Annotated in this window: 13 protein-coding genes; 10 read left to right on the top strand and 3 right to left on the bottom strand. The window is 61.7% G+C overall.

Annotated elements, in window-relative coordinates; all coding sequences use genetic code 11:
- The first annotated feature begins 121 nt into the window (after window positions 1-121).
- From IF189_RS27005 to IF189_RS26990, 4 genes are all read left to right on the top strand, one after another.
- Window positions 122-1,516 (top strand): FAD-binding oxidoreductase, encoded by a 1,395-nt coding sequence (locus IF189_RS27005; protein ID WP_192552513.1) that lies wholly within the window; start codon window positions 122-124, stop codon window positions 1,514-1,516.
- Window positions 1,517-1,556: 40 nt separating this feature from the next.
- Window positions 1,557-2,222, top strand: a complete 666-nt coding sequence (locus IF189_RS27000; protein WP_085709017.1) for a fumarylacetoacetate hydrolase family protein — start codon at window positions 1,557-1,559, stop codon at window positions 2,220-2,222.
- Between the two features lie 223 nt (window positions 2,223-2,445).
- Window positions 2,446-3,369 (top strand): SdiA-regulated domain-containing protein, encoded by a 924-nt coding sequence (locus tag IF189_RS26995; RefSeq protein WP_134828432.1) that lies wholly within the window; start codon window positions 2,446-2,448, stop codon window positions 3,367-3,369.
- A 106-nt stretch (window positions 3,370-3,475) separates the two neighbouring features.
- A complete protein-coding gene (locus tag IF189_RS26990) occupies window positions 3,476-4,393 on the top strand; it encodes an SdiA-regulated domain-containing protein (protein ID WP_134828431.1) in 918 nt (305 codons plus the stop codon).
- A gap of 54 nt (window positions 4,394-4,447) precedes the next feature.
- On the opposite strand, the gene rpiA is transcribed toward IF189_RS26990, so the two are convergent.
- Complete coding sequence (gene rpiA / locus IF189_RS26985) at window positions 4,448-5,122, bottom strand: ribose-5-phosphate isomerase RpiA (RefSeq protein ID WP_134828430.1); 675 nt, start codon at window positions 5,120-5,122, stop codon at window positions 4,448-4,450.
- Between the two features lie 146 nt (window positions 5,123-5,268).
- On the opposite strand from rpiA, the gene ilvA reads away from it, so the two are divergent.
- Together ilvA and IF189_RS26975 are read left to right on the top strand one after the other, a co-directional pair.
- The gene (gene ilvA / locus IF189_RS26980) at window positions 5,269-6,783 is read left to right on the top strand and encodes a threonine ammonia-lyase, biosynthetic (RefSeq protein ID WP_085709021.1); all 1,515 of its coding nucleotides are present in this window, start codon (window positions 5,269-5,271) and stop codon (window positions 6,781-6,783) included.
- A 39-nt stretch (window positions 6,784-6,822) separates the two neighbouring features.
- Window positions 6,823-7,248, top strand: coding sequence for a DUF2269 domain-containing protein (locus IF189_RS26975; protein ID WP_134828429.1), 426 nt, complete (start codon window positions 6,823-6,825; stop codon window positions 7,246-7,248).
- A 21-nt stretch (window positions 7,249-7,269) separates the two neighbouring features.
- Here IF189_RS26975 and IF189_RS26970 read toward each other — a convergent pair whose 3' ends face one another.
- Window positions 7,270-7,926 (bottom strand): HAD family hydrolase, encoded by a 657-nt coding sequence (locus tag IF189_RS26970; RefSeq protein ID WP_114886159.1) that lies wholly within the window; start codon window positions 7,924-7,926, stop codon window positions 7,270-7,272.
- 143 nt (window positions 7,927-8,069) lie between these two features.
- On the opposite strand from IF189_RS26970, the gene IF189_RS26965 reads away from it, so the two are divergent.
- Both IF189_RS26965 and ptsP read left to right on the top strand, forming a co-directional pair.
- Window positions 8,070-8,549, top strand: a complete 480-nt coding sequence (locus IF189_RS26965; RefSeq protein WP_003229203.1) for an RNA pyrophosphohydrolase — start codon at window positions 8,070-8,072, stop codon at window positions 8,547-8,549.
- A gap of 22 nt (window positions 8,550-8,571) precedes the next feature.
- The gene (gene ptsP / locus IF189_RS26960; protein ID WP_114886157.1) at window positions 8,572-10,836 is read left to right on the top strand and encodes a phosphoenolpyruvate--protein phosphotransferase; all 2,265 of its coding nucleotides are present in this window, start codon (window positions 8,572-8,574) and stop codon (window positions 10,834-10,836) included.
- A 31-nt stretch (window positions 10,837-10,867) separates the two neighbouring features.
- Here the strand turns inward: ptsP and IF189_RS26955 are convergent, their stop codons facing one another.
- Window positions 10,868-11,614, bottom strand: a complete 747-nt coding sequence (locus tag IF189_RS26955) for an NRDE family protein (protein WP_134828428.1) — start codon at window positions 11,612-11,614, stop codon at window positions 10,868-10,870.
- 130 nt (window positions 11,615-11,744) lie between these two features.
- Between IF189_RS26955 and IF189_RS26950 the strand changes: the two genes are divergently transcribed.
- Both IF189_RS26950 and lgt read left to right on the top strand, forming a co-directional pair.
- A complete protein-coding gene (locus tag IF189_RS26950; RefSeq protein ID WP_134828427.1) occupies window positions 11,745-12,527 on the top strand; it encodes a sulfite exporter TauE/SafE family protein in 783 nt (260 codons plus the stop codon).
- 96 nt (window positions 12,528-12,623) lie between these two features.
- On the top strand, window positions 12,624-13,439 hold the full coding sequence (gene lgt / locus IF189_RS26945) for a prolipoprotein diacylglyceryl transferase (RefSeq protein WP_065258902.1): 816 nt from the start codon (window positions 12,624-12,626) through the stop codon (window positions 13,437-13,439).
- Window positions 13,440-13,475: the final 36 nt, after the last annotated feature.

Raw genomic sequence — 13,475 nt, 5'->3', positions numbered from 1 at the left:
GAACCGCCGTTGGGCACTGGCCTGCGGGGTCGGTATGCTAGCATAGCCGCCCCGCTAATCACTCATTCCTGCGACGTGAAGCGTTCTCAGGATGACCATGAATTGTTCGAGAGTTCTGTCGATGACCAATCCTGCCCTGATTGATGAACTGAAGACCCTGGTCGAGCCTGGCAAGGTCCTGACCGATGCCGACTCCCTGAATGCGTATGGCAAGGATTGGACCAAGCACTTCGCCCCGGCGCCGAGCGCCATCGTGTTCCCCAAGACCATCGAACAAGTGCAGGACATCGTCCGCTGGGCCAACGAACATAAAGTGGCGCTGGTGCCATCGGGCGGCCGCACCGGCCTTTCCGCCGCTGCCGTCGCCGCCAATGGTGAAGTGGTTGTCTCGTTCGACTACATGAACCAGATTCTCGACATTAACCTCACCGACCGTACCGCTGTGTGCCAGCCGGGCGTGGTCACCGAGCAATTGCAGAACGCGGCCGAAGAACATCACCTGTACTACCCGGTGGACTTCGCTTCCGCCGGTTCCAGCCAGATTGGCGGCAATATCGGCACCAATGCCGGCGGGATCAAGGTCATTCGCTACGGCATGACCCGCAACTGGGTGGCGGGCATGAAAGTGGTCACCGGCAAGGGCGATGTGCTGGAACTCAACAAGGACCTGATCAAGAACGCCACCGGTTATGACCTGCGGCAGCTGTTCATCGGCGCCGAAGGCACCCTCGGGTTTGTTGTCGAGGCCACCATGCGTCTGGATCGTGCGCCGAAAAACCTGACCGCGATGGTTCTCGGCACCGCCGATTTCGACTCGATCATGCCGGTGCTCCACGCCTTCCAGGGCAAACTCGACCTGACCGCGTTCGAATTCTTCTCCGACAAGGCATTGGCCAAGGTCATGGGCCGTGGTGATGTCCCGGCACCGTTCGAAACCGATTGCCCGTTCTATGCCCTGCTGGAATTCGAGGCGACCACTGAAGAAGTGGCCAACAGCGCCCTTGAAACCTTCGAGCATTGCGTGGAGCAGAGCTGGGTGCTGGACGGCGTGATGAGCCAGAGCGAAACCCAGTTGCAGAACCTGTGGAAGTTGCGCGAGTACATCTCCGAAACCATCTCCCACTGGACGCCGTACAAGAACGACATCTCGGTCACCGTGTCGAAAGTCCCGGCGTTCCTGCGGGAAATTGACGCGATCGTCGGCAAACACTATCCGGATTTCGAAATCGTCTGGTTCGGCCACATCGGCGACGGCAACCTGCACCTGAACATCCTCAAGCCGGACAACCTGAGCAAGGACGAGTTTTTCGCCAAGTGCGCCACCGTCAACAAGTGGGTGTTCGAAACCGTCGAGAAGTACAACGGTTCGATCTCCGCCGAACACGGTGTGGGCATGACCAAGCGCGATTACTTGACCTACAGCCGCTCGCCGGTGGAAATCGAATACATGAAAGCGGTCAAGGCGGTGTTCGACCCGAACGGCATCATGAACCCGGGCAAGATCTTCGCGGTTTGATTGGCAATCCCTGATGAATCAATGAAGGCAGGAGTCGGTAATGAGCTATCAGCACCAGTATGTCGACGGTACGCGGATTCATTTTCCGCTGGGGAAAGTGGTGTGCATCGGTCGTAATTACGCCGAACACGCCAAGGAACTGGACAACCCGGTCCCTACCGAGCCGCTGCTGTTCATCAAGCCGGGCAGTTGCGTGGTACCGCTGGAAGGCGGTTTCAGCATTCCGACCGAGCGCGGCTCCGTGCATTACGAAGCGGAGATCGCCGTGTTGATCGGCAAACCGCTGTCGACCAAGCCAAGTCGTGAGGAAGTGCTGGACGCGATCTCCGGTTTCGCCCCGGCGCTGGACCTGACCCTGCGCGACAAGCAGGCCGAGCTCAAGTCCAAGGGCCTGCCGTGGGAAATCGCCAAGTCGTTCGATGGCGCGGCGGTGATTGCCCCGTTCGTGGCCGGCAGCACCTTTGCCGACCTGACCGACATCGGCATCCGCCTGACCATCAATGGTGAAGTGCGCCAGGACGGTAACAGCAGCGCGATGCTCAACCCGATCGTGCCGATGATCCAGCACATGGCCGGTTGCTTCTCGCTGCAGGCCGGTGACGTGATCCTGACCGGTACGCCGGTGGGTGTGGGGCCGCTGAACGTTGGCGATGACATCGTGCTGGAGCTGCCGGGCGCCAGTCGCTTCACCAGCAGCGTGCGCTGATCCGGGCATCGCGTTCCCGAGCGGGAGGTCGCCGGTTCGAGTTGAGTACTCAAGCCGGCAACCTCCCGTTTTTGTTTTGTGATCGAGCCTGCAAAGACGCAGGGCAATCCCGCCATTTGCCGTTTTTTTCACATCTTGTCCGGATAATTCCGGTCATCCTGGCGTCTGAGCCGGCCTCTTTGTGCTATTACCCATAGCCTGAATTTTCGGAACGCGTCCTCTGATGTCATCTCAAACTCAGCTCAACCCTGCCCGTCGCTCACGTTTCGCCCTGCGCTGGTATTACTGGCTGTTGCTGGTGGTCGCTGCCGCTTACGGTCTGGCGCATGCCATGCATTGGGACGACCGCGGCCTGCTCTGGGTGCGCGAGCGCTTCGAAAGCCCGACCGAGCGCAAGGAAAGCGTCTGGCTGCCGGACTATCGGGTGGTGATCGACGGCAAACTGCTGCCGGGCATGGAAAAGGACGAGGCCTCGGACCTGTCCTACGACCCGCAGAGCAAGACCCTGTTTTCGGTGATGGGCAAGAACCCGTTCCTGGTCGAACTGACCTTGCAGGGCGACGTGCTGCGCAAGATGCCGCTGGTGGGCTGGAGCAATCCTGAAGGTGTAACCGTGCTGGGCAATGGTCTGGTGGCGATTGTCGATGAGCGCGAGCACATGCTGTCCATCGTCAAGGTCGATGCTGCGACCCGCGAACTGAAGCGCGACGATTTCCCGAAATACGACCTCGGCCCGTCGAAGGACCAGAACAAGGCCTTCGAAGCGATTGCCTGGGATCCGCGCAATCAACAGTTGTTGCTGGGCGAAGAGCGTCCACCGGCGCTGTTCACCTGGAAAAGCGACGGCAGCCAGACCCTCACCGGCGACAAGCAGAAGCTGCCGAACGACGATCTGGACATCCGCAACCTCTCGGCGCTGGCAGTCGATCCGCGCACCGGCCATACCCTGGTGCTGTCCGCCGACTCGCACCTGCTGCTGGAGCTGGACGAGAAGGGCGAGCAAGTCAGCTTCATGACCCTGCTCGGCGGTTTCAACGGCCTGAAGAAAACCATTCCCCGTGCCGAAGGCGTGACCATGGACGAGCAGGGCACGCTGTATATGGTCAGCGAACCGAACCTGTTCTACCGCTTCGAAAAGCAGAAATAACCAGCCCGCCGCCGCAAGGTTGTCGTTCGGGGCAAGTGGCCTTTAAGCTTCGATTCAGACAGGCGTGATATTTCATCCGCCTGTTTTGATCCCGAGCCCTGTCCGCATGCGTCGATTTGCCCGTCCCAAGCCACTTCTGATCATCCTTTCGGTGATTGCCCTGATCGCATTGATCGCGATCGGCCAATACCTGCGTCTGTTCGAGCGCGCCTGGTTCAATCTGCAAAGTCACTGGCAGCCCCACAGCATTGAAGCGATCAATCTGGATCAGTACCGGGTGGACATCGAGGCCCGGGTCATTGAGGGGCTTAATGATGACGTCTCCGCGCTGACCTACGATCCGGTGCGCAAAAGCCTGTTCACCGTCACCAACAAGAATGCCGAGCTGATCGAGCTGTCGCTGGAGGGCCAGATCCTGCGCCGTGTCGCGTTGATCGGCTTCGGCGATGCGGAAGCGGTGGAATTCATCAGCGCCGATACCTACGTCATCAGCGATGAGCGTCAACAACGTCTGATCAAGATCCATCTGGAGCACGACACCACGTTCCTCGATGCGGCGGACGCCGAGCAGATGACACTCGGCGTGCACATGAGCGGCAACAAGGGATTCGAAGGCCTGGCCTACGACTCGGTGGGCAAGCGTCTGTTCGTGGCCAAGGAGCGCGACCCGATGCTGATTTACGAAGTGCACGGCTTTCCGCACTTCAACCCGGAAAAGTCCTACGCAGTGCATGTGATCAACAACCCCAAGCGCGACGCCGGGATGTTCGTGCGTGACCTGTCGAGCCTGCAATACGACGAGCGCAGCGGCCATCTGCTGGCGCTGTCGGACGAGTCGCGGCTGATTCTGGAACTGGATGTGGACGGGCGCCCGTTGAGCACGATGTCGTTGAGCGGTGGCCGGCAAGGACTGAAGAAAACCGTGCCGCAGGCGGAAGGCATTGCGATGGATGATGACGGGACGTTGTATCTGGTCAGCGAGCCGAATCTGTTTTATGTCTTCAGAAAACCAGAGCAGAACTGACATTCTTCTTTGAACCCCTGTGGGAGCGGACAGGCTCCCACAGGTTCTTCAGGCTTACTCGGCCTTCAAAGTCTTCACGCCTTCGCTGGTACCCAGCAACAGCAGATCCGCAGGACGTGCCGCGAACAGGCCGTTGGTGACCACGCCGACGATCGCATTGATCTGCGCTTCCAGCTCCACCGGATTGGTGATCTGCAGGTTGTGCACGTCGAGGATGATGTTGCCGTTGTCGGTCAGCACGCCTTCACGGTAGACCGGGTCGCCGCCCAGCTTCACCAGTTGGCGGGCAACGTGGCTGCGGGCCATCGGGATCACTTCCACCGGCAGCGGGAATGCGCCGAGCACCGGCACCAGTTTGCTGCCGTCGGCGATGCAGATGAAGGTCTTGGCCACGGCCGCGACGATCTTCTCACGGGTCAGGGCTGCGCCGCCGCCCTTGATCAGGTTCAGGTGTTCGTCGCTTTCGTCGGCGCCGTCGATGTAGAACTCCAGGTCGCTGACCGTGTTCAGCTCGTACACCGGAATCCCGTGGCCCTTGAGGCGCGCGGCGGTGGCTTCGGAACTGGCGACCGCGCCATCGAACGCGCCCTTGTGCCGGGCCAGGGCGTCGATAAAGCAGTTGGCGGTGGAGCCGGTGCCGACGCCGATGATGCTCTTGTCGTCGAGTTTCGGAAGGATGAAGTCGACGGCGGCCTGGGCTACGGCCTGTTTGAGTTGATCCTGGGTCATGCGGGCTCCGGAAGCGGGCAAGGTAAGAACGGAAAGGCCGGCATTATAGCCGCAAGCCGGGCTAAAACCTCTGCAATCGTGTGGTCGTCCAGCCGAAAGCCGGGTTAGACTCGTTGGTCCCGCCCAATCGCCAGTGATGCTTTCCGATGCTCGAACAGTACGTCAAGAAGATCCTCACCTCGCGCGTTTATGACGTTGCCGTAGAAACCCCGCTGCAGAACGCTCGCCAGCTCTCCGAGCGGCTGGGCAACGACATCTGGCTCAAGCGCGAAGACTTGCAGCCGGTGTTCTCGTTCAAGATTCGCGGCGCCTACAACAAGCTGACCCAGTTGAGCGACGAAGAACGCGCCCGTGGCGTGGTCACCGCGTCGGCGGGCAACCATGCCCAGGGCCTGGCCCTGGCGGCGAAAGTACTGGGCGTGAAGGCGACCATCGTGATGCCCAAGACCACCCCGGAGATCAAGGTCGAAGGCGTGCGCTCCCGTGGCGGCAAAGTGGTGCTGCATGGCGACTCGTTCCCGGAAGCCCTGGCCTACTCGCTGAAACTGGTCGATGAAAAAGGCTACGTCTACATCCACCCGTACGACGATCCGCACACCATTGCCGGGCAGGGCACCGTGGCGATGGAAATCCTGCGCCAGCACCCGCAGCCGCTGGACGCGATCTTCGTGCCGGTGGGCGGCGGCGGCCTGATCGCCGGCATCGCGGCTTACGTGAAATACCTGCGGCCGGACATCAAGGTCATCGGCGTCGAGCCCGACGACTCCAACTGCCTGCAGGCAGCGATGGCGGCGGGCGAACGCGTGGTACTGCCGACCGTGGGCATCTTCGCCGACGGCGTGGCGGTGGCGCAGATCGGCCAGCACACCTTCGATATCTGCAAGGATTACGTCGATGAAGTGATCACTGTCAGCACCGACGAGATCTGCGCGGCGATCAAGGACATCTACGACGACACCCGTTCGATCACCGAACCGGCCGGCGCCCTGGGTGTGGCGGGGATCAAAAAGTACGTCGAACAGCGCGGCGTCAGCGGCCAGACATTCGTCGCCATCGATTCCGGGGCCAACGTCAACTTCGACCGCTTGCGCCACGTTGCCGAGCGCGCCGAGCTGGGCGAGGGCCGCGAAGCGATCATCGCCGTGACCATTCCGGAGCAGGCCGGCAGCTTCAAGGCGTTCTGCGAAGCCATCGGCAAGCGCCAGATCACCGAATTCAACTACCGCTACAACACCGGCAGCGAAGCGCACATCTTCGTCGGCGTGCAGACCCACCCGGAAAACGATCCGCGCAGCGCGCTGCTGGCGAGCCTGACCGAGCAGGGGTTCCCGGTGCTCGACCTCACCGACAACGAACTGGCCAAGCTGCACATCCGCCACATGGTCGGCGGACGCGCGGCGCAGGTGGTCGATGAAGTGGTGCTGCGCTTCGAGTTCCCGGAGCGTCCGGGCGCGCTGTTCAACTTCCTCAACAAGCTCGGCGGGCGCTGGAACATCTCGATGTTCCACTACCGCAACCACGGCGCGGCGGACGGTCGTGTGGTCGCCGGCCTGCAGGTGCCTCACGACGAGCGACATCTGGTTCCCGCAGCACTGGCGGAAATCGGCTACCCGTACTGGGATGAAAGCGACAACCCGGCCTATCAGCTGTTTCTTGGCTGAGCGGCTACGCTGATGGGCAGGCCATAAGGAAATTCGACAATGGAAACGTTAACTGCCCTGAAAACGGCGCACATGGTCGCCACCGTGGTTCTGCTGGCGAGTGCGCTGGGGCTGGGCGTCTGGGTTTTGCTGGCCCGGCGCAAGGGTGATGCGACGGCGGGCAGCCGCACCTTGCAGCGGCCGCGGGTGTTTGTCTGGCTGCTGATGGGCCTGGCGCTGCTGAGCATGCCGTTCACCGGCTGGTGGATGGTGCATCTGGTGGGCTGGCCGCTGGGGCAGACGTGGATTCTGGCCTCCAGCGTGCTGTACACCGTGGCGGCGCTGGCGTGGTTCTGGCTGCTGGTGCGCTTGAACCGCTTGCGCAAGACGCCGGGCGGCGTGGGCCGGTTCAGCTTTGTCCTGGCGTTGTTCAGTTTTGTCTGCTTTGTCGCGATTGCCGGGTTGATGGGCGCCAAGCCTGTTTAGGTCGGGCGCCCGATCTCGACATCAATCGCGCAGCGAGATGACCGGCCAGCCACGCTTCTCGGCTTCAGCCCGCAGATTCGGATCCGGATCAACAGCGACCGGATTCACCACCTGCTCCAGCAGCGGCAAGTCATTCATCGAGTCGCTGTAGAAGTAGCTGTCTTCCAGCGAATGCCCGGTCTCTTCCAGCCAGCGGTTCAGGCGCGTCACTTTGCCTTCGCGGAAGCACGGCACGTCGGTGCTGCGGCCGGTGTAGCGGCCGTCCTGCATCTCGCACTCGGTGGCGATCAGGGTTTCAACGCCCAGGCGCACGGCAATCGGTGCGGTGACGAAACGGTTGGTGGCAGTGATGATCACCAGTTTGTCACCGGCGTCGCGGTGCTTTTTCAGCAGCTCGACCGCTTTTGGCAGCATCAGTGGCTCGATGCAGTCGCGCATGAAATCGCTGTGCCATTGCTCGAGCACGGCCATGTCGGTGCGGCCGAGGATTTCCAGACAGAAGTTCAGGTACGCGGCGTTATCCAGTTTGCCCGCCAGGTAATCCTGGTAGAACTCGTCGTTGCGCGCCTTGTAGGCGATCGGGTCGAGGAAGCCGCGTTCACACAGATAGTCGCCCCAGGCGTGATCGCTGTCGCCGCCCAGAAGGGTGTTGTCCAAATCGAATAAAGCCAGGCGCATTGCAGTTACCCGCTGAAAAGTCAGTAAAAAGGCCACAAGAATACGGTCTTTTCACAAGAGTGCACATAAGCTCGGAACCTTCGTTGCCGCCTTCACAAGCTTTGTGGAACAATGCGGCGACATGCGTTTGCGAGGTTGTTGCCGTGATCGACCCCGATGGTTTCCGTCCTAATGTCGGGATCATTCTGACGAATGACGCCGGACAGGTGCTATGGGCTCGCCGTATCAATCAAGATGCCTGGCAGTTTCCACAGGGAGGAATCAATCCCGAGGAGACGCCGGAAGACGCCTTGTACCGCGAGTTGAACGAAGAAGTGGGCCTGGAACGCGAAGATGTTGAAATTCTCGCCTGTACCCGGGGCTGGTTGCGCTATCGTTTGCCGCAACGTCTGGTGCGAACCCACAGCCAACCGCTGTGCATCGGCCAGAAACAGAAGTGGTTTCTCCTGCGCCTGATCTCCAACGAGCAGCGGGTGCGGATGGATTTGACCGGTAAACCGGAGTTCGATGGCTGGCGCTGGGTCAGCTATTGGTATCCGCTGGGCCAGGTGGTGACATTCAAGCGCGAGGTGTATCGCCGCGCTCTCAAAGAGCTTGCCCCGCGCCTTTTAGCGCGCGACTGACGACGGAGTTCGACCCCGAGCCATGCTCAATACGCTGCGCAAGATCGTCCAGGAAGTTAACTCCGCCAAGGATCTCAAGGCGGCGTTGGGGATTATTGTGTTGCGCGTCAAAGAGGCCATGGGCAGCCAGGTCTGCTCGGTCTATCTGCTTGATCCCGAGACCAACCGCTTCGTCCTGATGGCCACCGAGGGCTTGAACAAGCGCTCGATCGGCAAGGTCAGCATGGCACCCAACGAAGGTCTGGTCGGCCTGGTCGGCACGCGTGAAGAACCCCTGAACCTCGAAAATGCCGCGGATCACCCGCGCTACCGCTACTTCGCCGAGACCGGCGAGGAGCGCTACGCCTCGTTCCTCGGGGCGCCGATCATTCACCACCGCCGCGTCGTCGGCGTGTTGGTCATCCAGCAGAAAGAACGCCGCCAGTTCGATGAAGGTGAAGAAGCCTTCCTCGTGACCATGAGCGCGCAGCTCGCCGGCGTAATCGCCCACGCCGAGGCCACCGGGTCGATCCGTGGCCTGGGCCGTCAGGGCAAGGGCATCCAGGAAGCCAAGTTCGTCGGCGTGCCGGGTTCGCCGGGCGCGGCGGTCGGTACGGCGGTGGTCATGCTGCCGCCGGCCGACCTCGATGTCGTGCCAGACAAGACTGTCGACGACATCGATGCCGAAATAAAACTGTTCAAGAAGGCGCTTGAAGGCGTGCGCGCCGACATGCGCAACCTGTCGACCAAACTGGCCACCCAGTTGCGTCCCGAAGAACGCGCGTTGTTCGACGTGTACCAGATGATGCTCGATGACGCGTCCCTCGGTAACGAAGTCAAAACCGTGATCAAGACCGGTCAGTGGGCCCAGGGCGCGCTGCGTCAGGTGGTGACCGATCACGTCAACCGTTTCGAATTGATGGACGATGAATACCTGCGTGAGCGGGCGTCGGATGTGCGTGACCTCGGTCGCCGTCTGCTGGCCTACCTGCAGGAAGACCGCACGACCAACATGGTTTTCCCCGACAACACCATCCTGGTCAGTGAAGAGCTGACCGCCACCCAGCTCGGCGAAGTGCCGGAAGGCAAGCTGGTGGGGCTGGTCTCGGTACTGGGTTCGGGTAACTCCCACGTCGCGATCCTGGCCCGGGCCATGGGTATTCCGACGGTGATGGGTGTGGTCGACTTGCCGTACGCCAAGGTCGATGGCATCCCGATGATCGTCGACGGGATCAAGGGCGAAATCTACACCAACCCGAGCGAAGTGCTGATCAAGCAATTCGCCGACGTGGTGGAAGAAGAGAAGCAACTGGCGCTGGGCCTCGATACCCTGCGCGACTTGCCGTGCGTGACCCTCGACGGTCACCGCATGCCGCTGTGGGTCAACACCGGCCTGCTGGCGGACGTGGCGCGGGCGCAGAAGCGTGGTGCCGAAGGTGTCGGTCTGTACCGCACCGAAGTGCCGTTCATGATCAACCAGCGCTTCCCGAGCGAGAAGGAACAACTGGCGATCTATCGCGAGCAGCTCGCCGCGTTCCACCCGCAACCGGTGACCATGCGTACGCTGGACATCGGCGGTGACAAGGCGCTGTCGTACTTCCCGATCAAGGAAGACAACCCGTTCCTTGGCTGGCGCGGGATCCGCGTCACACTCGACCACCCGGAAATCTTCCTGGTGCAGACCCGTGCGATGCTCAAGGCCAGCGAAGGCCTGAACAACCTGCGGATCCTGTTGCCGATGATCTCCGGCATCCACGAGCTCGAAGAAGCGTTGCACCTGATCCACCGGGCCTGGGGCGAAGTGCGCGACGAAGGCACCGATGTGCCGATGCCGCCGGTGGGCGTGATGATCGAAATTCCGGCGGCGGTCTACCAGACCAGAGAACTGGCGCGGATGGTGGACTTCCTGTCGGTGGGTTCCAACGACCTCACCCAGTATCTGCTGGCCGTGGACCGCAACAACCCGCGCGTGGCCGACCTCTACGACTACCTGCACCCGGCGGTGCTGCAAGCCTTGCAGATCGTCGTGCGTGACGCCCATGCCGAGGGCAAGCCGGTGAGTATCTGCGGCGAGATGGCCGGTGACCCGGCGGCAGCGGTGCTGTTGATGGCGATGGGCTTCGACAGCCTGTCGATGAACGCCACCAACCTGCCGAAGGTGAAGTGGATGCTGCGTCAGATCAATCTGAGCAAGGCGAAGGATCTGCTGGCGGAACTGATGACCATCGACAACCCGCAAGTTATCCACAGCTCGCTGCAACTGGCGCTGAAGAGTCTCGGGTTGTCGCGGATGGTCAAACCGCTCTGAACAGAAGATCGCAGCCTTCGGGCTGCGATCTTCAAAGGTTGATCTCCACTTCCCCCAGATGCCCGCCGTACGGCCCGAAACTGCGTTCCACCATCCGCCGCGTCCCGTCCGCCTGTACGATCAGCGCCGTACTCGCCCGGGTCCCGTAACTCTGGCTGGCAATGAACACACTCGACAGCAGCGACTCGGTCGCCAGCCCCACGCCGGTGTCCGGCAGTTCGGCAAACGACGCCGTCTGCGCATCACCCAGCAGCGCGAGCAATTGCTCGGGTTGCGGATCATCCAGCACCGCACTCAATGCCGCCTTGGCCTTGAGCAGTTTCGGCCACGGCGTATCCAGCCCCGCGTTTGATAGCCCGTAGAGGCCCGGCTGCAACATCACCGGTTCCGATGACCGCGCGTTGAAATGCCACAGCTCGTTGGCATTGCCCAGCAGCAGATTGAACCCGGCATATTCCGGCGAACGGGCGACAACGTCGGACAAATAGTCATCGATCGACAGGTTTCCGGTCAGAAACCCCGCCACCAGTTCACCCCGGGAGCGCCGGGCCGGAGGCTGATGCGGATCGCGGATGTTGGTCAGCGCGGCAAAGCGGCCGTTGGCACCGAGGCCGAGCCAGGTGCCGCCGGCCTCCAGATCCCGTCCGGCATGAACCTGCGGCGACTCGGGCCACTGGGCCAGCGGCAGGCTGGGCCGGGCGTAGAACTCGTCACGGTTGGCCGCGACGATCAGCGGCTGGGCATGTCCCGGCCGCCAGGCGAAAACGATCAGGCACATAAGGTGGTCCTTGTGTGTTTTTTGCCCACTCTACGCAGACATCGTCCGTGCATCCATCGCCAGTGGAGCCGAAGGCCATGCATCCGTTACCATGCCGCTCCGGTTTTGGGATGCGCCTCTGGAGGCAGTCATGGAATTTCTGCTCTATCTGGCGCTGGGTGCCTGTGCAGGCGTACTGGCGGGGCTGTTCGGGGTTGGCGGCGGGATCATCATCGTCCCGGTGCTGGTGTTCAGTTTCACCTTGCAGGGTTTCGATCCGTCGATCCTGACCCACCTGGCGGTCGGCACGTCGCTGGCGACGATCATCTTCACCTCGGTCAACGCCGTGCGTGAACATCATCGGCGCGGGGCGGTGCGCTGGCCGATTTTCGCCTGGATGACCGTCGGGATCCTGCTGGGTGCCGGTTTCGGTGCGCTGACCGCTGAAGCGATCTCCGGGCCCAACCTGCAGAAGATCATCGGTGTGTTCGCCCTGGTGATCGCGGCGCAGCTGGCGCTGGACGTCAAACCCAAGGCCAGCCGAACGGTGCCCGGCAAATTCGGTCTGACCGTGGCCGGCAGTGTGATCGGCTGGGCGTCGGCGATTTTCGGCATTGGCGGCGGCTCGCTGACCGTGCCGTTCCTGACCTGGCGCAGTGTGCCGATGCAGCAGGCCGTGGCGACTTCGTCGGCCTGTGGCCTGCCGATCGCGTTGGCAAGTGCAATAAGTTTCATGATTCTGGGCTGGCATGATCCGTTGCTGCCGGCCCATAGTCTCGGGTTTGTGTATCTGCCGGCGCTGCTGGGCATTGCGTTGACCAGCATGGTGTTCGCCAGGATCGGCGCGCGGCTGGCGCACAAGTTGTCGCCGAAGTTGCTGAAACGGCTGTTCGCCGCTTTGCTGTTCTGCGTCGGGCTGAGCTTTCTGTTCTGAGGCGTTTGTTCCGAGCAGGCCACAATCCTGGCTTAATCCTGAGGTGGCAGCGTCGCCCGGGAATTTTGAAGATTTGAACTCTAACGAGGAGTCGCAATGCTGCCTTACCCGCAGATCGACCCGGTGGCCCTGGCCATCGGTCCGCTGAAAATCCATTGGTACGGCCTGATGTATCTGGTCGGCATCGGCGGTGCGTGGCTGCTGGCGTCGCGCCGGCTCAACCGTTTCGACCCGACCTGGACCAAGGAGAAACTCTCCGACCTGGTGTTCTGGCTGTCGATGGGGGTGATTGTCGGCGGACGTCTGGGCTATGTGCTGTTCTACGATCTGAGCGCCTACATCGCCAACCCGACGCTGATTTTCGAAGTGTGGAAGGGTGGCATGTCGTTCCACGGCGGCTTCATCGGCGTGATGCTCGCGGCGTTGTGGTTCGGCAAGCGTAACGGCAAGTCGTTCTTCCAGCTGATGGACTTCGTGGCGCCGATGGTGCCGATCGGCCTGGGCGCCGGGCGTATTGGCAACTTCATCAACGCCGAGCTGTGGGGCAAGGCCACCGACGTGCCGTGGGCCATGGTGTTCCCGCCGTTCAGCGACCCGGCGCAACTGCCGCGTCACCCGTCGCAGCTGTATCAGTTCGCGCTCGAAGGCGTGGCACTGTTCCTGATCCTCTGGCTGTTCTCGCGCAAGCCGCGACCAACCATGGCGGTCTCGGGCATGTTCGCGCTGTTCTATGGCATCTTCCGTTTCATCGTCGAATTCGTCCGCGTGCCGGACGCGCAACTGGGCTACCTGGCCTGGAACTGGCTGACCATGGGTCAGATCCTCTGCGTACCGATGATCATCGGCGGGCTGTTCCTGATCTGGCTGGCCTATCGCCGTGCCCCGTCGGCGCCGGTTGCACCGACAGCTTAAATATTCGAACCCCGGCGCAGTTGGCCGGGGCTCAAG

It is taken from the genome of Pseudomonas sp. IzPS59 (assembly GCF_014863505.1).
Lineage (GTDB): Bacteria > Pseudomonadota > Gammaproteobacteria > Pseudomonadales > Pseudomonadaceae > Aquipseudomonas > Aquipseudomonas kribbensis.
The sequence above is the reverse complement of the archived record's forward strand: the minus strand, read 5'-3'. Positions and strand labels throughout refer to the sequence as shown.